Source organism: Ideonella sp. (assembly GCF_035254525.1).
Classification (GTDB): domain Bacteria; phylum Pseudomonadota; class Gammaproteobacteria; order Burkholderiales; family Burkholderiaceae_C; genus Ideonella.
This window is the reverse complement of sequence record NZ_DATFAN010000001.1, coordinates 1-17,851: the sequence shown is the minus strand read 5'-3', so window position 1 is coordinate 17,851 and position 17,851 is coordinate 1. Positions and strand designations below refer to the sequence as shown.

Here is a 17,851-nt window from a genome sequence, read left to right as displayed (position 1 = left end):
AGGTCCTTCGTGGCGGCTTCGCCCGGGTGGATCTTGTTCTCCACGCCGTCCAGGCCGGCCATCAGCAGCGCGGCGAAGGCCAGGTAGGGGTTGGCGGAAGGATCGGGGAAGCGCGCTTCGATCCGGCGGCCCTTCGGGTTCGCGACGTAGGGAATGCGGATCGAGGCCGAGCGGTTCTTGGCCGAGTAGGCCAGCTTCACCGGGGCTTCGAAGCCGGGGACCAGGCGCTTGTAGCTGTTCGTGCCGGGGTTGGTGATCGCGTTCAGCGCACGGGCGTGCTTGATGATGCCGCCGATGTAGTACAGCGCGAATTCCGACAGGCCCGCATAGCCGTCGCCGGCGAACAGGTTCTTGCCGTCCTTCCAGACCGACTGGTGCACGTGCATGCCCGAGCCGTTGTCGCCGACCAGGGGCTTGGGCATGAAGGTCGCCGTCTTGCCGTAGGCGTGCGCCACGTTGACGATGATGTACTTCTGCAGCTGCAGCCAGTCGGCGCGCTGGACCAGGGTCGAGAACTTGGTGCCGATTTCCATCTGGCCGGCGTTCGCGACTTCGTGGTGGTGCACTTCGACCGGAATGCCCAGCTGTTCGAGCAGCAGGCACATCTCCGAGCGCATGTCCTGGCCCGAATCGACCGGCGGCACCGGGAAATAGCCGCCTTTGACGGTCGGGCGGTAGCCGGTGTTGCCGTGCTCGTATTCCTTCGAGCTGTTCCAGGCGCCTTCTTCGGATTCGATCTTGAAGAAGCTGCCGGACATCTCGTTGCCCCAGCGCACGCTGTCGAACACGAAGAACTCGGGTTCCGGGCCGAAGTAGGCCGTGTCGCCCAGGCCGGAGGCGCGCATGTAGGCCTCGGCGCGCTTGGCCAGCGAACGCGGGTCGCGCTCGTAGGGCTTGCCGTCGTGCGGGTCGATCACGTCGCAGGTCAGCAGCAGCGTCGGCTCTTCGAAGAACGGGTCGATGTTGGCGGTGTTCGGGTCCGGCATCAGCAGCATGTCGGACGCTTCGATGCCCTTCCAGCCGGCGATGGAGGAACCGTCGAACGCGTGGCCGGCGGTGAACTTGTCTTCGTCAAAGGCGGACACCGGAACGGAGACGTGCTGCTCCTTGCCACGGGTGTCGGTGAAGCGGAAGTCGACGAACTTGACTTCGTTGTCCTTCACCATCTGCATCACATCGGCGACGGTCTTGGCCATCAAAAAGGCTCCTGGCGGATGAATTGTGTGGAACGGGATCGAGGGGTCGATGCCGCCACCAGGGCCCGCGCCAGCCCGTGCCGGTGCGCGCCCCGTGGCGACCACGGCGCGGGCAATGTAGCAGAATCCATGCCCATAAATGGTGATCGCCGATGCCCCCGGCGTGGGCATGGTGCCGGGTCCGTGCGCAGGATCAAGCGGCGGACCAGCCGAGCAGGCGCAGCGCCTCGTCGCCGGGCGGCAGGCGGATCTCGCCCTCGTCGGCGAAACCCAGCTCCTGCAGCAGCGTGATCGAGCGGCGGTTCGCCGGCGTCACGATGGCCACGATGCGCTGCAGCGCAAGCCGCTCGCGGGCCCAGTCCATCACCGCACCGGCCGCCTCGCGGGCATAGCCCTGGCCGCGCCCGGCCGGCACGAAGGCGTAGCCCAGGTCCACGTCGACCAGGTGGTCGCGCTTGATCAGACCGCACATGCCGATCGGCTCCCCATCGGCCAGCCGCTCGACCAGGTACAGGCCGAAGCCGAGGCGCTCGCACATCGCCCTCGGTCCCTCACGCAGATAAGCCTCGGCTTGTTGGCGTGTGCCCACGTCACGCTTGCCGATGTGGGCGATCCAGTCCGGGTCGTTGAGCAGTTCGATCACGAAGCGCTGGTCGGCCTCCAGCGTCGGCTCGAACCAGCGCAAGCGCAGCCGCCGGGTGCGCAGGACCTCGCGATGCACCATCACAGGGACTCCATTCGCACCATTATGGTTCATTCTGTTCGCACCTATTCAGTGCTCACCACCACCCCCGGCATCGCCGCCAAGCCCGCCTGCAGCGCCGCGAAGGCCGTCTCGACCGCAGCCGGGTCGCCCTTGACGCCCAGTTCGATGTGACGGCCGCGCTGCGGGTGGTCGACGCTCGGCAGGCTGAAGACGCGCACCCCCAGGTGCTCCGCCTCGATGGCCTCCATCAGCGGCGTCAGCGTGGCCTCCATGCTGCCTTTGACGAACAGCGCGCGCTCGGCGTGGGCCGGCGGCTTCAGGTGGCCATAGCGCGTATCGAGCAGCCACTCGATCATCGGGTGGGCCATGACCGGGAAGCCCGGCACGAAGTGCACGTCGCCCAGGCTGAAGCCGGGGATCTTGTTGTACGGGTTGGGGATCAGCGTGGCCCCCTCGGGGAACACGCCCATGTTCAGCCGGTGCACGTTGTCGGGCCGGTGCGGCTCGTAGGCGACGCCCTGCTCGGCCGCCACATCGCGCATGCGCTCCTCGATCAGCGCCTGGGCACCGGGGTGCAGCCGCAGCGGCCGGCCGCTGGCCGCGGCGGCGCACTGGCGCGTGTGGTCATCGGGCGTCGCGCCGATGCCCCCGCAGGAGAAGACGATGTCGCCGCTGCCCATGGCCTCGCGCAGCTCGGCGGTGATGCGCGGCCGGTCGTCGCCGATGTAGCGCGCCCAGGCCAGCGCGTGGCCGCGCGCGCCGAGCAGCTCGATGACCTTGGGCAGGTGCTTGTCCTGCCGGCGCCCGGACAGGATCTCGTCGCCGATGATGATCAAGCCGAACGCCATCACAGGGGCCCCATGCCGTCGGGCAGCGGCTCCACCGGCGGCGGACCCGCTTCGACGACCACGCCGGCGGTGGTGGCGCTGGCACGCAGCTCGTGCAGCGCGGCCAGCAGGTAGTGCGCGAACCACAGCGACGAGAACGCGAACACCAGCGTGTACAGCCACACCGTGGCCGCCACCATCAGCGGCGCCAGCACCAGCGCCAGCGCGCTGACGGCCCAGATCAGCGTCGGCGCCGCGCCGAGGAACCCGGTCACGACGCCGAGCAGGAGCAGCTGCCAGCGGTGGCCGGCGATCAGGACGCGCCGCTCGTCGCGGCTGGCGTGCTCGGCCAGCACGTCGAAGCTCATCACCCGCGCCGTCAGCCAGCCCCAGATCAACGGCGGCACGATCAGCACCGCGCCGGGAATCAGCCACAGCGGCAAGGTCGCGAAGATCGCGAGCAGCGCCAGCACGGTGGCGCCGAGCGACCATAGCGTGCTCTGCCAGAAGGCCGCTCCCCGCCTGCGCTCCAGCGCGGGAAAGCGCCGCTCGGCCACCAGGCTGACGATCGCCGGTGTCATGAACAACGCCACCAGCAGCAGCGAGGCCACGATGACCAGCGGCGCGACCAGCGCGATCAGGATCAGCACGACGATCATCGCGCGGAAGTGCGGCCCCATCATGCTCTCGACCCACTTCAGCCCGGCCTCCACCAGACCCCAGCTTTCGAGGGCATCGCGCACGCTGGCGTAGGCGGCGTCCCAGAAGAAGTACGCCCAGCCCAGCGTCAGGCCGCCGGCGATCAGCAGCGGCAGCAGCGACAAGCCGATCACGCGCGGCATCAGCAGGTAGGCCAATGCGCGCCAGAACGAATCCAGCAGCAGTTTCATGAAGAAAGCATACCCCCACGCCCCCTGCCGGGGGCCGGCGATTCGCGCGGCCGGAAGGCGCTAGCGGAGGTTGCCGGTGTGGCCGAGCGAGTAGCGGCCGGGCAGCGGCCAGACGGTCAGGCCGTGCGGCTCGGCACCGACCTTGACCTTCGCCACTTCGCCGCTGGTCGTGTCGAAGCGGTAGATCACGTCGTCGTAGCGGCCGGCGAGCCAGAGCCAGCGGCCATCGGCGCTGACGTTGCCCATGTCGGGGCTGCCGCCATCGGGCACCGCCCAGCGGGCGACCACCTTCTCGGTCGCGAAATCGATCACCGTCACGCCGCCGTCGGCGCGCTTCGGGCCGTGGATCTTGTGCGATCCCCGGTTGACGACGTAGAGCTTCTTGCCGTCGCGGCTCGGGTACAGGCCGTGCGTGCCGATGCTGGTCGGGATGAAGCCGATCTCCTTGAAGGCATCGCCATCGATCACGTGCACGCCGTCGGCATGCATGTCGGCCACGTAGAAGCGCTTGCCGTCCGGCGAGATGCGAATGTCCTGCGGCATGCCCTTGGTCGCCGTGCAGACCTCGGTCTCGCCCGGCTCCCAGACCTTGCCCGGCGGCGTGCGCGGCGCGGCCGTCTCCTTGAAGCGCGTGGCGGGCATCTGCAGCTTCAGGTAGCCCAGCGCTCGGCGCTCGACCAGGTCGACCTTGACCAGCGCACCCGTGAATTCGCAGGTGAAGATCGCGTAGCGGCCGTCGATCGAGAAATCGGCGTGGTTGACACCCGGGCAGCCGGGCACGTCGATCGAATACTGCAACGCCATCGTGACCGGATCGCGGAAGTCGAGCCGCTTGCGCGCTTCGGCCACGACGATCGCCGACTTGCCGTCCGGTGTGGCATACATGTTGTACGGGTCGTCGACGGCGATCGGGGTGCCCGGCTTGCCGGTGCGCGGGTCGATCGGCGTCAGGCTGCCGGTGTTGCGGCCCTCGGCATTGTTGGTGACCCACAGCGTGCGCAGATCCCACGACGGCACGATGTGCTGCGGCCCAGGCCCGACCTTGAACTTGTCGACCACCTTCAGCGTCTGCGGGTCGACGACGTAGACATCGTTCGAGCGCAGGTTGGGCACATAGACGCGCTCGAGGTCGCCGGCCAGCTCGGGCCTGACCTTGCCCGCAGCCGTCTCGCTGTAGACGTTGCGGGAGTCGACCACCGGCGGCATGCCCGGCACGGTGGCGACCGCCGAGGGTGCCGGCGTGCCAGCGGCTGCGCTGGGCGCCGCGCCGCTGCGGGAGTGCGCCGCGATCGCGACGGCGACCGCCAGCACCATGCCGACGGCCGCGGAACTGCGCTTCAGGTTGCGCTGCTTGCTCATGAGGGAATTCGAAAGGGGGAAGAACTGCTCGATGACGGGGCCGGCGGGAGCCGGCCGGGCCGGTTAGCGCGGCTGCGCCAGGCGCTGCCGAATGGCCTTAACGCTAGTGTCCACGATCAGGTCGACACCGACTTGCCCCAAAGCAAGGGTGGCGCGGCGCGGGTCGCCTTGCACGCCGTCGCGTTCACCCGGCTTCGGTGCGCGGCCGAGGCGGTCGGTGCGGACCAGGGCGGGTTCGGTGGCCAGGGTCAGTGCGGTGTCGGCCAGGCCGGCGTGCGTGCCGATCTCGTCGGTGCCGAAGCCGCGGGCGCGCAGCGCTTCGACATAGGCGCCCTGCGTCACCTGGTAGTAGTCGAGCAGCGCATGGGTGCGGCAGGCCGGCTGCTTCGAGCGCGGCCGCGCGCGCTCGAGCCGATCGGCCACGCGTTCGAGGTTGCGCTGGTAGCCGCCGTGGTCGCCCAGCAGCACCACGTCGCGAAAGCCGTGGTGGCACAGGCTCTTCGCAGCCGATTCGAGCACCGCCTCGAAGGCCGCCTCGGGGATCGAGACCGTGCCGGCATACCGCATGTGCGCCGCCGGCGGCTCGATCGAGCCCTCGGGCACATAGGCCAGCACCGGCGCGACCAGCGTATGGCCCAGCCCTTGCGCGATCTTCTGCGCCAGCACCCGCACGCGGGCGTTGTGCTTGCCGAGCGCGAGGTGGGCGCCGCTCTGCTCGGTGCCACCGATCGGCAGCAGCACCGTCGTGTCGCCGGCGGCGATGCGATCGCGCAGCTCGGGCGAGGTCAATGCATCGAGCTCGACCGGCTCGCCGCCATGGGCCGACCCGGCCAGGGCCAGCAGCGCCGCGGCGGCCGCCCGGCGCGCCTCAGTCGTTGTCACCACCCAGCAACCCGCCTAGCAGCCCACCGGCGGCAAAGCCACCCAGCACCGAGCCCTCTTCGCGCGAGCCGCCCATCTGCGGCGCGGCGGCGAACACGCGGCTGGCCAGGCGCGAGAACGGCAGGCTCTGCAGCCACACCGTGCCAGGGCCGGTCATCTTCGCGAAGAACAGGCCCTCGCCGCCGAACAGCGCGGTCTTGATCTTGCCGACGTACTGGATCTCGAAGTTCACGTTCGGCGTGTAGGCCACGACGCAGCCGGTGTCGACCATCAGCGTCTGGCCGGGCAGCAGCTCGCGCTTGACGACCGTGCCGCCGGCGTGCACGAAGGCCAGGCCGTCGCCCTCGAGCTTCTGCATGATGAAGCCCTCGCCACCGAAGAAGCCGACCGACAGCTTCTGCTGGAAATGCAGGCCGATCGAGACGCCGCGCGCAGCGCACAGGAACGCATCCTTCTGGCAAATCAGCATGCCCCCCAGCTGGCTCAGATCCATCGGGATGATCTTGCCGGGGTACGGCGCGGCGAAGGCCACGCGCTGCTTGCCCGAGCCCTGGTTGGTATAGACGGTGATGAACAGCGACTCGCCGGTGATCAGCCGCTTGCCGGCGCCGAGCAGCTTGCCGAGCAGGCCGCCGCCCTTGTTGGACCCATCGCCGAAGATGGTGTCCATGCCGATGGCCGCGTCCATGAAGAACAGGCTGCCGGCCTCGCCGACCGCGGCCTCGCCCGGGTCGAGCTCGACCTCGACGAACTGCATCTCCGAGCCCTTGATCTCGTAGTCCACCACATCCATTGACATTTCGTACCCCCACGCCCCCTTCCGGGGGCTGCCCCCCGAGGGGGCTCGCGCAGCGGACAGGCAAAGCCGGATCCGCGCACGCCACTTGAAATGGAGCGGCGCTGCGCGCGCTCCGCCATGCCCATCACTTCAAGGCTTTGAAGCGCATGCGGTGCGGGCGGGCGCCCTCCTCGCCCAGGCGCCGCTTCTTGTCTTCCTCGTACTCGTGGAAGTTGCCTTCGTAGAAGTACCACTGCGATTCGTCCTCGACCGCCAGGATATGGGTGCAGATGCGGTCGAGGAACCAGCGGTCGTGGCTGATCACCATCGCGCTGCCGGCGAACTCGAGCAGCGCGTCTTCGAGCGCACGCAGCGTTTCGACGTCCAGGTCGTTCGACGGCTCGTCGAGCATCAGCACGTTGCCTCCCTGGGCCAGCGTCTTGGCCAGGTGCAGCCGGCCGCGCTCGCCGCCGGACAGTGAGCCGACGAGCTTTTGCTGATCGTTGCCCTTGAAGTTGAAGCGGCCGAGGTAGGCGCGGCTGGGCATCACAAACTTGCCGACGATGATGTTGTCCAGCCCGCCCGAGACGTCTTCCCACACCGTCTTGTCGTTGGCCAGGTTCTCGCGGCTCTGGTCGACGAAGGCCAGCTTGGCGGTCTTGCCGATCTTGACCTCGCCCGAATCCGGCTTCTCGGTGCCTTGGATCATGCGGAACAGCGTGGACTTGCCGGCGCCGTTCGGGCCGATGATGCCGACGATCGCACCGGCCGGCACCTTGAAGCTGAGGTTGTCGATCAGCACGCGGTCACCGAAGCTCTTGGTGACGTTGACGAACTCGATCACCTCGTTGCCCAAGCGCTCGCCCACCGGGATGAAGATCTCGTTGGTCTCGTTGCGCTTCTGGTATTCGACGTCGGAGAGTTCCTCGAAGCGGGCCAGGCGCGCCTTGCTCTTGGCCTGGCGGCCCTTGGCGTTCTTGCGCACCCACTCCAGTTCCTGCTTCATCGCCTTGGTGCGCGCGTCCTCGGTCTTCTGCTCCAGCTCCAGGCGCTTTTCCTTCTGGTCCAGCCAGTCGGAGTAGTTACCCTTGTACGGGTGGCCGTAGCCGCGGTCGAGCTCGAGGATCCACTCGGCCGCGTTGTCGAGGAAGTAGCGGTCGTGGGTGATGGCCACCACGGTGCCCGAGAAGCGGCGCAGGAACTGCTCGAGCCACTCCACCGATTCGGCGTCCAGGTGGTTGGTCGGCTCGTCGAGCAGCAGCATGTCGGGCTTGCTCAGCAGCAGGCGGCACAGCGCGACGCGGCGCTTCTCGCCGCCCGAGAGCTTGCCGATCACCGCATCCCACGGCGGCAGGCGCAGCGCGTCGGCCGCGATGTCGAGCTGGTGCTCGGTGTTCTCGCTGCCGGCGGCGGCGATGACGGCCTCCAGCTCGGCCTGCTCGGCGGCCAGCTTGTCGAAATCGGCGTCCGGCTCGGCATATTCGGCATAGACCTCGTCAAGCCGCTTCTTCGCCGCCAGCACGCCGCCGATGCCCTCTTCCACCGCCTGGCGGACGGTCTGGTCGGGGTTCATCTGCGGCTCCTGCGGCAGGTAGCCGATCTTGATGCCCGGCATCGGCGTGGCCTCGCCCTCGATCTCCTTGTCGAGGCCGGCCATGATCTTCAGCAGGGTCGACTTGCCCGAGCCGTTCAGGCCCAGCACGCCGATCTTCGCGCCGGGGAAGAAGGACAGCGAGATGTCCTTCAGGATCTGCCGCTTCGGCGGCACGATCTTGCCGACGCGGTTCATGGTAAAGACGTACTGGGCCATGGCTTTGTGAGGTCGCGAGAGGGGTCTGGAGGAGCGCGGGCCTTGCACCAGCGCGGGCCCGGCACGCGACGCCGGGAGGGGCACGCGCTGGTCGGGCAAACGATGATTATCGCGCGCCGGCCGAAAACCGGCCTTGGTAGCGCCGGCTGAACGCGCGCCCTGGTGGTTCTTCAACAAGCATCACGACGGCCGGGGAGGCCCGATGCGACAAGGGCCCTGCCATGCCCACAATCGGCCGCACGGGGCCCCAGCGCCTCGCCAGAACCCCTCACCCATGGAGCCCTTTCCCCGCATGAAGACCGTCTTCCAACGCGCGTTGATCGCCGCCGCCGCTGCCTCGGCGCTGGGCGCCCCCTTGGCCGCCGGCGCCAGCCCGGCCCAGGTCGATGCCGACCTGCAGCGCACCGAGTTGCGTTACGTGGCCGGCGAACTGCTCGTGCAGTTCCGCCCCGCCCAGTCGGCTGCCGCGCGCGACGCCGTGCTCGGCCTGCTCGGCGCGCGTTCGGCCAAGCTGCTGCGCCACGCCGCCCACGAAGGCGAACTGCACCTGGTGCGCCTGCCGCAGAACCTGGCCGTCAGCGAGGCGATCCGCCGCCTGCGCGCCCAGGCCGCCGTGCGTTTCGTCGAGCCGAACTGGCTCTACAGCACCCAGGCCGCGCCGAACGACCCGTACTACCAGAACGGCAGCCTGTGGGGCGTCTACGGCGACACCTCGCCGCTGAAGCAGAACCAGTACGGCAGCCAGGCCGCCGAGGCCTGGAACGCCGGCAAGGACTGCTCGAGCGATGTCGTCGTCGGCATCATCGACGAGGGCGTGATGACGACCCACCCGGACACCGCCGCGAACATCTGGGTCAACCCGTTCGAGATCGCCGGCAACGGCATCGACGACGACGGCAACGGCTTCGTCGACGACGTGAACGGCTGGGACTTCGTCAGCGACGACAACTCCACTTTCGACGGCGTCGGTGACGACCACGGCACCCACGTCTCCGGCACCATCGGCGCGGTGCGCAACAACGGCATCGGCACGGCCGGCATCTGCGGCCAGGTGAAGATGGTCAACGCCAAGTTCCTGGGCGCCAACGGCGGCACGACCGCCGACGCCATCCTGGCGATCGACTACATCACCGACCTGAAGACCCGCCACGGCCTGAACCTGGTCGCGACCAACAACTCCTGGGGCGGTGGCGGCTTCTCGCAGGCACTGAAGGACGCGATCGACCGCTCGGGCGCGGCCGACATCCTGTTCATCGCCGCGGCCGGCAACGGCAATCTGCTCGGCGTCGGGCAGAACACCGACAAGAAGCCGAACTACCCGTCGGCCTACACCAGCGAGAACATCATCGCGGTCGCGGCCATCAACAAGAAGGGCGCGAAGGCCGGCTTCTCGAACTACGGCCTGACCTCGGTCGACCTGGGCGCGCCGGGCGTGGGCATCTGGTCGACGGTGCCCAAGCTCGTCAACGGCGTGCTGACGCCGGGCTATGCCGCCTACGACGGCACCTCGATGGCGACGCCACACGTGACCGGTGCGGTGGCGCTGTATGCCTCGCTGCACCCGGGCTCGACCGCGGCGCAGATCAAGGCCGCGGTCCTCGGCGCGACCGTGCCGACGACCTCGATGGCCGGCAAGACGGTGACCGGCGGCCGGCTCGACGTCAGCGGGTTCTGACGCCTGCACCAGCAGGAGCAAGGCCGGTCGCTGACCGGCCTTTTTCATTCGCGGGTGCCACATCGCCGCGTGCGTGATCGCGGCGTTTTCCCCTCCCTATGGTGAGGGGTCGACAGCCCGGGGCCGCTCGTCAAGTATCGAGGTCCGTCAAGGGGCCCGCCGCCGCCCGGCCCTGCGTCCCATGGGTTACCGCCCGACATTGGGCGCCATCCCGTCCGCCCTGGAATCGCCAAGGAGCTCCACCATGCCCCGCTTTGCCCCACGCTTCTCGTACACGCTGATTGCCGCCGCGCTGGCCACCCTGACCGGCGGTGTGCTGGCCGGCGGCCAGCCCGACAAGGTCGTCGCCGAATTGCAGCAGCCGCACCGCCAGTTCGTGCCCGCCGAGATGCTGGTGCAGTTCAAGCCCGGCGTCGCCCAGGCGCTGCGCCAGGCCGCGCTCGACAAGGTCGGCGCCAAGTTCCTCGAGCGGCTGCGCGGTGACCTGCACCGGATCAGCCTGCCGCAGGGCGCCAACCTCGCCGCCGCGGTGCGCGCGCTGCATGCACAGGACGCCGTCGATTTCGCCGAGCCGAACTGGGTCTACCAGACCACCAAGGTCTCGGACGACACCTACTACGTCAACGGCTCGCTGTGGGGCATGTACGGCGACACCTCGCCGCTGTTCCAGAACCAGTACGGCAGCCAGGCCGGCGAGGCCTGGGATGCGGGCCACTTCAGCTGCAAGGGCGTGATGGTCGGCGTCATCGACGAGGGCGTGCAGTACACCCACCCCGACTTGAAGCCCAATCATTGGAAGAACCCCAACGAGATCGACGGCAACGGCATCGATGACGACGGCAACGGCTTCATCGACGACACCCATGGCTGGGACTTCGACGCCAACAACAAGAGCGTCTACGACGGCACGCAGGACGACCACGGCACGCACGTCTCCGGCACCATCGGCGGCAAGGGCCGCAACGGCATCGGCGTGGCCGGCATGTGCTGGAAGATCAAGATGCTGCACGTCAAGTTCCTGGGCGTGGGCGGTGGCACGACCGCCAACGCGATCAAGTCGGTCGACTACGTGACCGACCTGAAGCAGCGCCACAGCCTGAACCTCGTCGCGACCAACAACTCGTGGGGCGGCGGCGGCTTCTCGCAAGGCCTGAAGGACTCGATCGACGCGGCCGGCGCCGCCGACATCCTGTTCATCGCCGCGGCGGGCAACAACGGTTCGAACAACGACAGCGTGCCTTTCTATCCGGCCAGCTACACCAGCGCCAGCCTGATCGCCGTGGCCTCGCTGAACAGCAACGGCACGATGTCCAGCTTCTCGAACTACGGCGCCACCTCGGTCGACCTGGGCGCGCCCGGTGCCGGCATCTTCTCCACCGTACCGACCAACTCGTATGCGTCGTACAGCGGCACCTCCATGGCCACGCCGCACGTGACCGGCGCGGTCGCGCTGTACGCCAAGACCCACCCGGGCCTGACCGCGGCGCAGCTGAAGGCCGCGATCCTGAACACCACGACCCCGACCGCCTCGATGTCGGGCAAGACGGTGACAGGCGGCCGGCTGAACGTCAGCACCTACTGAGCCGCGGCCATCCAGGCGCTGCGATGAACAGGGGCCGGGCATCCGGCCCCTTCTTCCATAGGAGAGTCCGATGCCTCGATCCTCTCGCCTGACCCTGCGCTGGCTGGCCGCGCTGGCCTTCGGCGCCCTGTGCGGCGCTGCCCTGGCGGGCGGCCGGCCCGACAAGGTGCTGGCCGAGTTGCAGGAGCCACATCGGCGCCACCTGCCGGCCGAGCTGCTGGTGCAGTTCGAGCCGGCGCTGAGCGAGGCCGCCTACGCCGATGCGCTGGCGCGCGTCGGCGGCCGCTTCGCCGAGCGCGTCAGCGGTGACCTGCACCGCATCGTGCTGCCGGCCGGCACCGACCTCGCGGCGGCGATCCGCACGCTGCACGCCACCCCGGGCATCGACTTCGCCGAGCCCAACTGGCTCTACGAAGCCGACACGGTGTCCGACGACCCGTACTACACGACCAACAAGCTGTGGGGCATGGAAGGCGACTCGTCGCCGCTGTTCCAGAACCCCTACGGCAGCCAGGCTGCCGAAGCCTGGGACCGCGGCCACACCGACTGCGGCAAGGTCATGGTCGCGGTGATCGACGAGGGCGCGCAGTTCAAGCACCCCGACCTGAAGCACAACTTCTGGGAGAACCCGTACGAGATCCCGGACAACGGCATCGACGACGATGGCAACGGCTTCATCGACGACACCCGCGGCTGGGACTTCGCCCGCGACGACAAGAGCACTTATGACGGCGTCGGCGATGACCACGGCACCCATGTCTCCGGCACTATCGGGGCGCGGGGCGGCAACGGCAAGGGCGTGGCCGGCGTGTGCTGGAAGGTCAAGCTCATCAACGTCAAGTTCCTCGGCACGGCCTCGGGCTCGACCGCCAACGCGATCAAGTCGATCGACTACATCACCGACCTGAAGACCCGCCACGGCCTGAACCTGGTGGCGATCAATGCCTCCTGGGGCGGCGGGGGCTACTCGCAGGGGCTGAAGAAATCGATCGAGCTCGCTGGCAAGGCGGACATCGTCTTTGTCGCGGCGGCCGGCAATGACGGCGCCGACAACGATGTCACGCCGCACTACCCCTCCAGCTACGACAGCCCGACAATCATTTCCGTGGCGGCCATCGGCAGTGCCGGCCTGCTGGCCGGCTTCTCCAACTACGGTGCGACCTCGGTCGACCTCGGCGCGCCTGGGGTCGCCATCTTCTCGACGGTGCCGACCGACAACTACGCCGCCTACAGCGGCACGTCGATGGCCACGCCGCACGTGGCCGGCGCCATCGCGCTGTATGCCTCGTCGCACCCGGGGCTATCGGCCCGGCAGCTGAAGGAGGCGATCCTCGCCACGACGATCCCGACCCCGTCGCTCGCCGGCAAGACGGTGACCGGCGGGCGGCTGGACGTCAGCGGGTACTAGAGGCCCCCACGCCCCCTTCCGGGGGCTGCCCCCCCGGGGGGGCTCGCGCAGCGGACCGGCAAAGCCGGATCCGCGCACGCCACTTGAAGGGCGGCGGCTCCTTCGGAGCGCCTTTTTGGGCTGCGGGCCGGCACGGGCCGCTGCCGTTACAATGCGCTCACGCCCCCCGAGGTCCAGCCTCGGCGGCGGCTTGTCAGTCCTGACAGCGCTCACCTCTTCAGGCCGAGCGCATTCGTTTCCGGCCGGGCCCCTGGCTGGTGCCCCGATGTCCATCGCGGGCGGCGGGCCGGCTTACGCTCCAAGCGAGCCTCAATGACCTTCGAATCTCTCGGCCTGGCCGAACCGATCGTTCGTGCCGTGCGCGAACAGGGCTACACCCAGCCCACCCCGATCCAGGCGCAAGCCATCCCCGCCGTGCTCAACGGCGGCGACCTGATGGCCGGCGCGCAGACGGGCACCGGCAAGACCGCCGGCTTCACGCTGCCGCTGCTGCATCGCCTGGCGGCGCAGGGCCCCAAGCGCGACGCCAAGGGCCGCATCGCGATCCGCGCGCTGATCCTGACCCCGACGCGCGAGCTCGCCGCCCAGGTCGAGGAAAGCGTGCGCACCTACGGCAAGTTCCTGCCGCTGCAATCGATGGTGATGTTCGGCGGCGTCGGCATGCAGCCGCAGGTCGACCGCCTGCGCAAGGGTGTCGACATCCTCGTGGCCACGCCCGGCCGCCTGCTGGACCATCACCAGCAGGGCACGCTGGACCTGAGCCATGTGCAGATCTTCGTGCTCGACGAAGCCGACCGCATGCTCGACATGGGCTTCATCCACGACATCAAGAAGGTGCTGGCCGTGCTGCCGGCCCAGAAGCAGAGCCTGCTGTTCTCGGCCACCTTCAGCGACGAGATCAAGGCGCTGGCCGACCGGCTGCTGAACCAGCCGGCGCTGATCGAGGTCGCGCGCCGCAATGCCACCGCCGACACCATCGCGCAGAAGGTGCATCCCATCGGGCGCGACGGCAAGAAGGAGTTGCTGGCCCACCTGATCCGCCAGGGCAACTGGCACCAGGTGCTGGTCTTCACCCGCATGAAGCACGGCGCGAACCGCCTGGCCGAGTACCTGAACAAGGTCGAGATCAGCGCGATGGCGATCCACGGCAACAAGAGCCAAGGCGCGCGCACCAAAGCGCTGGCCGAGTTCAAGAGCGGCGAGCTGCAGGTGCTGGTGGCCACCGACATCGCCGCGCGCGGTATCGACATCGACCAGCTGCCGCACGTCGTCAACTTCGAGCTGCCCAACGTGCCGGAAGACTACGTGCACCGCATCGGCCGCACCGGCCGCGCCGGCGCGCAGGGCGAGGCGATCTCGCTCGTCTGCCCCGACGAGGAGCTGTTCCTGCGCGACATCGAGAAGCTGATCAAGCGCCAGATCCCGCGCGAGGCGGTGCCGGGCTTCAACGTGCCTGCCGGCGAGAAGGCTGAGCCCATCGTGCTGGGCCGCATGACGATCGGCGTCGGCGGCACGCGGCGCGGTGCCGGCGGTGGTGGTGGCGGTGGTGGCGGCAACAACCACCGCGGTGGCCGCGGCAACGAGCGTGCGCCCGGTGCACCGCGCGGCGGCGAGGCGCGTGGCGAACCCCGGCGCGATGGCCGTCCCGCCCACGCCGCGCCGGCCCATGCCCCGGCCAAGCCGGCCCACGGCCATGCCAAGCCGGCCCATGGCGGCGCCCGCACGGCGGCCCCCGCGCAGCCGGCCCGCGCCCACAGCGGCCACGGCGGCGCCAAGCCGGCGCCGGCCACCGCCAGCTTGTTGCGCGGCAAGCGCTGAGCGGCACAGGGTGAAGGGCCGGCGGACTTGCCCGGCCCGTTCGGGAAGTGGGACACTGCCCCATGGACCGCACCCGCCCCATCGACCCCCAGACCCTCACCTGGCTCGAGCTGGGTGAGGCCCAGCGACTTCTGATCGACCAGTTCCCCCGCCTGGTGTTCGGCCTCGATCTGGCCGGCCACATCCAGTGGATGAACCGTGCCGGCGCCGAGACCCTCGGCTTCGAGCCGGGCGAACTGCGCGGTCAGCCCTTGATCGGCAGCCTGCTTCGGCGTGAAGAGGTCGAGGCCCGCGCTGCGATGCTCGGCACCGAGTTGCGCACGCGCGTCCCCGCCGACGCCCGGGTCTTCAGCGCCAGGCTGCAACGCGGCTTGCCCGACGAACACGACTGGCTGCTGCGCAGCAAGGGCGGCGAGCCGCGGCAGACGAGGCTGTCGCTCGGCACGCTGCGCGATGCGCACGGCGTCGTCACCGGTCTGATCGCGGTCGAGCGGGCTGCTGAGACCGCCATCGATGCGCCGATCGCGATGGCCCACCACGACAGCCTGACCGGCCTGCCGAACCGGGCTGTGCTGCAGGACCGGGCCGAGATGGCAATCCAGCGGGCGGCTCGCGCCGGCACGCAGATCGGCGTGCTGCTGATCGAGTTCGACGGCTTTGCCGCCCTGTGCGAGCAGCACGGCCCCAGCTTCGGCGACGACCTGCTGCGCGCGGCCGCCGGCCGCCTGCATTTCGAGCTGCGCAAGACCGACACCGCGGTGCGGCTCGATGACGGCCAGTTCGCGGCGATGCTGGTCGACCTGCACCACGCGGGCGAGGCCGAGATGGTGGCGCGCAAGATCGCGGCGGCGTTGGCCGGCCCGGTGAACACGGGCATCGAGGTGCTGCACCCGAAGTGCCGGGTTGGCGTGGCCGTCTACCCGCAGCACGGCGACCAGCTGCTGCGCCTGCTCGAGGCCGCGGAAACCGCGTTGGCGCAAGCGCGCACCGAGCCCGGTGCCATCGTTCGAACGGCTGACTCTGCCGGCAGCGCGGCCGCCTGAGATCTTGGCCCCTACGCCGCTTCGCGTCGGTCCCCCAAGGGGATCAGGCCGCTTGGGGCGGCCCGGCGCGGCCTGAGATGTTGGCCCCTGCGCCGCTTCGCGTCGGTCCCCCAAGGGGATCAGGCCGCTTGGGGCGGCCCGGCGCGGCCTGACGCATGCAACTCGACTTCCACGGCGCCGCCGATTGCGTCACGGGTTCGCGCCACCTCGTCACCTGGGGTGGCCAGCGGGTGCTGCTCGACTGCGGGCTGTTCCAGGGCTTCAAGGTACTGCGCGAGCGCAACTGGGCCAGCCCGGGCTTCGACCCGCGCGAGGTCGATGCCGTCGTGTTGAGCCACGCCCACCTCGACCATTCCGGCTGGCTGCCGGTGCTGGTCAAGCAGGGCTATCGCGGGCCCATCTACTGCTCGCCGGCCACGCGCGACCTGGCCGAGGTGCTGTTGCTCGATGCAGCGCACCTGCAGGAGGAGGACGCGCGCCGGGCCAACCGCTACGGCTATTCGCACCACGCGAAGGCGCTGCCGATGTTCACCCGCGCCGACGCGAAGAAGGCCCTGGCCTGCTTCAAGCCGCTGCGCGAAGGGCAGGCGGCCCGCATCGACGGCCTGTCCGTCACGCTGACGCCTGTCGGCCACCTGCTCGGCGCCTGCGCGGTCACGCTGGCCCATGCCGGTGAGCGCCTGGTCTACTCGGGCGATCTCGGGCGCAACAGCGACCTGCTGATGCCGGCGCCGCAGGCGCTGACCGAGGCCGATGTGCTGCTGGTCGAATCGACCTACGGCAACCGCCTTCACCCGGCCGAGGACGCCGCGGCCCGGCTCGGCCAGATCGTGCGCGACACCATCCACCGCGGCGGCTCGGTGCTGCTGCCGGCTTTTGCCGTCGGCCGCGCGCAGGCGCTGCTGCTGGTGCTGCAGCGGCTGAAGGCCGCTGGCGAGATCCCGCCCCACCTGCCGATCTACCTCGACAGCCCGATGGCGATCGAGGCGACCGACCTGTACCGCCGCCATCGCCGGCTGCTGCGCGTGCCGGGGCGCGAGATGGCCAGGCTGTGTGACGGGGTGCGCATGGTCACCACCGGCGCGCAATCGCAGCGCCTGGCCGCCTCGCGCATGCCCTCGGTCATCATCTCGGCCAGCGGCATGGCCACCGGCGGCCGCGTGCTGCACCACCTGAAGGCCATGGCGCCGGACCCGCGTCACCACGTGGTGTTCGCCGGTTTCCAGGTCGGCGGCAGCCGCGGCGCCCTGCTGGTGGCCGGCGCGCGCGAGGTCAAGATCCACGGCGAGTGGGTGCCGGTGCATGCCGCCGTGACCCACCTCGAGGGCTTCTCGGGCCACGCCGACCAGCGCGAACTGCTCGCCTGGCTCGGCCACTTCCGCCGCCCGCCGCGCCAGACCTTCGTCGTGCACGGCGAGCCCGACGCGAGCGACGCGCTGCGCCAGCTCATCGCCAAGGAGCTCGGCTGGCCGGTGCGCGTGCCGCCCCAAGGCGGCCGCTTCATCGTGTAGCCAAGCCACGCATGGCGGCGCCCCGCAGGGCCGCCGCCTTCAAGTGGCGTGCGCGGGTCCGGCTTGTATGGTGTGGGGGTTGGGGTGGAGGGCCTGAGTCCGGAATTCGGCCTGGACCGACTGGCGAAGACTGCCCCCACCCCGCCTGCCAGCGTCGATAAGGAACTGCGCGGCCCTGAACGAGTGCGACCGCCGATCTGAGCGCAAGCCAACGCGGCTGGCGGGTTTCCACCCCAACGACGCTCATTGTCGACAGTGGAGACCTGACCATGCAAGATCGAGTGGTGTTCGTGGGCGTGGACGCGTCCAAGGCCGAGCTGGTGGGCCATGTTCACGGCCAGCAGGGCAGCCAGGCGCTGCCCAACG

Annotated in this window: 14 protein-coding genes; 6 read left to right on the top strand and 8 right to left on the bottom strand. The window is 69.5% G+C overall.

Annotated elements, in window-relative coordinates; translation table 11 throughout:
• The 8 genes from glnA to ettA all read right to left on the bottom strand — a co-directional run.
• The coding region (gene glnA, locus VJ693_RS00070) for a type I glutamate--ammonia ligase (protein WP_324151410.1) at window positions 1-1,196 on the bottom strand (1,196 nt) is incomplete at its 3' end.
• A gap of 193 nt (window positions 1,197-1,389) precedes the next feature.
• A complete protein-coding gene (locus VJ693_RS00065; RefSeq protein WP_324151409.1) occupies window positions 1,390-1,920 on the bottom strand; it encodes a GNAT family N-acetyltransferase in 531 nt (176 codons plus the stop codon).
• Window positions 1,921-1,964: 44 nt separating this feature from the next.
• Window positions 1,965-2,750, bottom strand: a complete 786-nt coding sequence (locus tag VJ693_RS00060; protein WP_324151408.1) for a competence/damage-inducible protein A — start codon at window positions 2,748-2,750, stop codon at window positions 1,965-1,967.
• The gene (locus VJ693_RS00055) at window positions 2,750-3,619 is read right to left on the bottom strand and encodes an EI24 domain-containing protein (RefSeq protein ID WP_324151407.1); all 870 of its coding nucleotides are present in this window, start codon (window positions 3,617-3,619) and stop codon (window positions 2,750-2,752) included. The genes VJ693_RS00060 and VJ693_RS00055 overlap by 1 nt, the downstream gene beginning before the upstream one ends.
• Before the next feature lie 60 nt (window positions 3,620-3,679).
• Window positions 3,680-4,978, bottom strand: coding sequence for a YncE family protein (locus tag VJ693_RS00050; protein WP_324151406.1), 1,299 nt, complete (start codon window positions 4,976-4,978; stop codon window positions 3,680-3,682).
• Between the two features lie 63 nt (window positions 4,979-5,041).
• Complete coding sequence (locus tag VJ693_RS00045) at window positions 5,042-5,860, bottom strand: creatininase family protein (protein ID WP_324151405.1); 819 nt, start codon at window positions 5,858-5,860, stop codon at window positions 5,042-5,044.
• Window positions 5,847-6,659, bottom strand: coding sequence for a TIGR00266 family protein (locus VJ693_RS00040; protein WP_324151404.1), 813 nt, complete (start codon window positions 6,657-6,659; stop codon window positions 5,847-5,849). The genes VJ693_RS00045 and VJ693_RS00040 overlap by 14 nt, the downstream gene beginning before the upstream one ends.
• 124 nt (window positions 6,660-6,783) lie before the next feature.
• Window positions 6,784-8,448, bottom strand: a complete 1,665-nt coding sequence (gene ettA, locus VJ693_RS00035; protein WP_324151403.1) for an energy-dependent translational throttle protein EttA — start codon at window positions 8,446-8,448, stop codon at window positions 6,784-6,786.
• A 292-nt stretch (window positions 8,449-8,740) separates the two neighbouring features.
• Between ettA and VJ693_RS00030 the strand changes: the two genes are divergently transcribed.
• From VJ693_RS00030 to VJ693_RS00005, 6 genes are all read left to right on the top strand, one after another.
• On the top strand, window positions 8,741-10,123 hold the full coding sequence (locus tag VJ693_RS00030) for a S8 family peptidase (protein ID WP_324151402.1): 1,383 nt from the start codon (window positions 8,741-8,743) through the stop codon (window positions 10,121-10,123).
• 244 nt (window positions 10,124-10,367) lie between these two features.
• Entirely contained in the window at window positions 10,368-11,705 is a 1,338-nt protein-coding gene (locus VJ693_RS00025; RefSeq protein WP_324151401.1) for a S8 family peptidase, read from the top strand.
• Window positions 11,706-11,775: 70 nt separating this feature from the next.
• Window positions 11,776-13,113 carry a S8 family serine peptidase gene (locus VJ693_RS00020; RefSeq protein ID WP_324151400.1) on the top strand — a complete coding sequence of 446 codons (1,338 nt, stop codon included), beginning with the start codon at window positions 11,776-11,778 and terminating at the stop codon, window positions 13,111-13,113.
• A 312-nt stretch (window positions 13,114-13,425) separates the two neighbouring features.
• Window positions 13,426-14,931, top strand: a complete 1,506-nt coding sequence (locus VJ693_RS00015; protein WP_324151399.1) for a DEAD/DEAH box helicase — start codon at window positions 13,426-13,428, stop codon at window positions 14,929-14,931.
• A gap of 62 nt (window positions 14,932-14,993) precedes the next feature.
• Window positions 14,994-15,974, top strand: a complete 981-nt coding sequence (locus VJ693_RS00010; RefSeq protein ID WP_324151398.1) for a diguanylate cyclase domain-containing protein — start codon at window positions 14,994-14,996, stop codon at window positions 15,972-15,974.
• A 155-nt stretch (window positions 15,975-16,129) separates the two neighbouring features.
• Window positions 16,130-17,485 (top strand): MBL fold metallo-hydrolase, encoded by a 1,356-nt coding sequence (locus tag VJ693_RS00005; protein ID WP_324151397.1) that lies wholly within the window; start codon window positions 16,130-16,132, stop codon window positions 17,483-17,485.
• Window positions 17,486-17,851 lie beyond the last annotated feature (366 nt).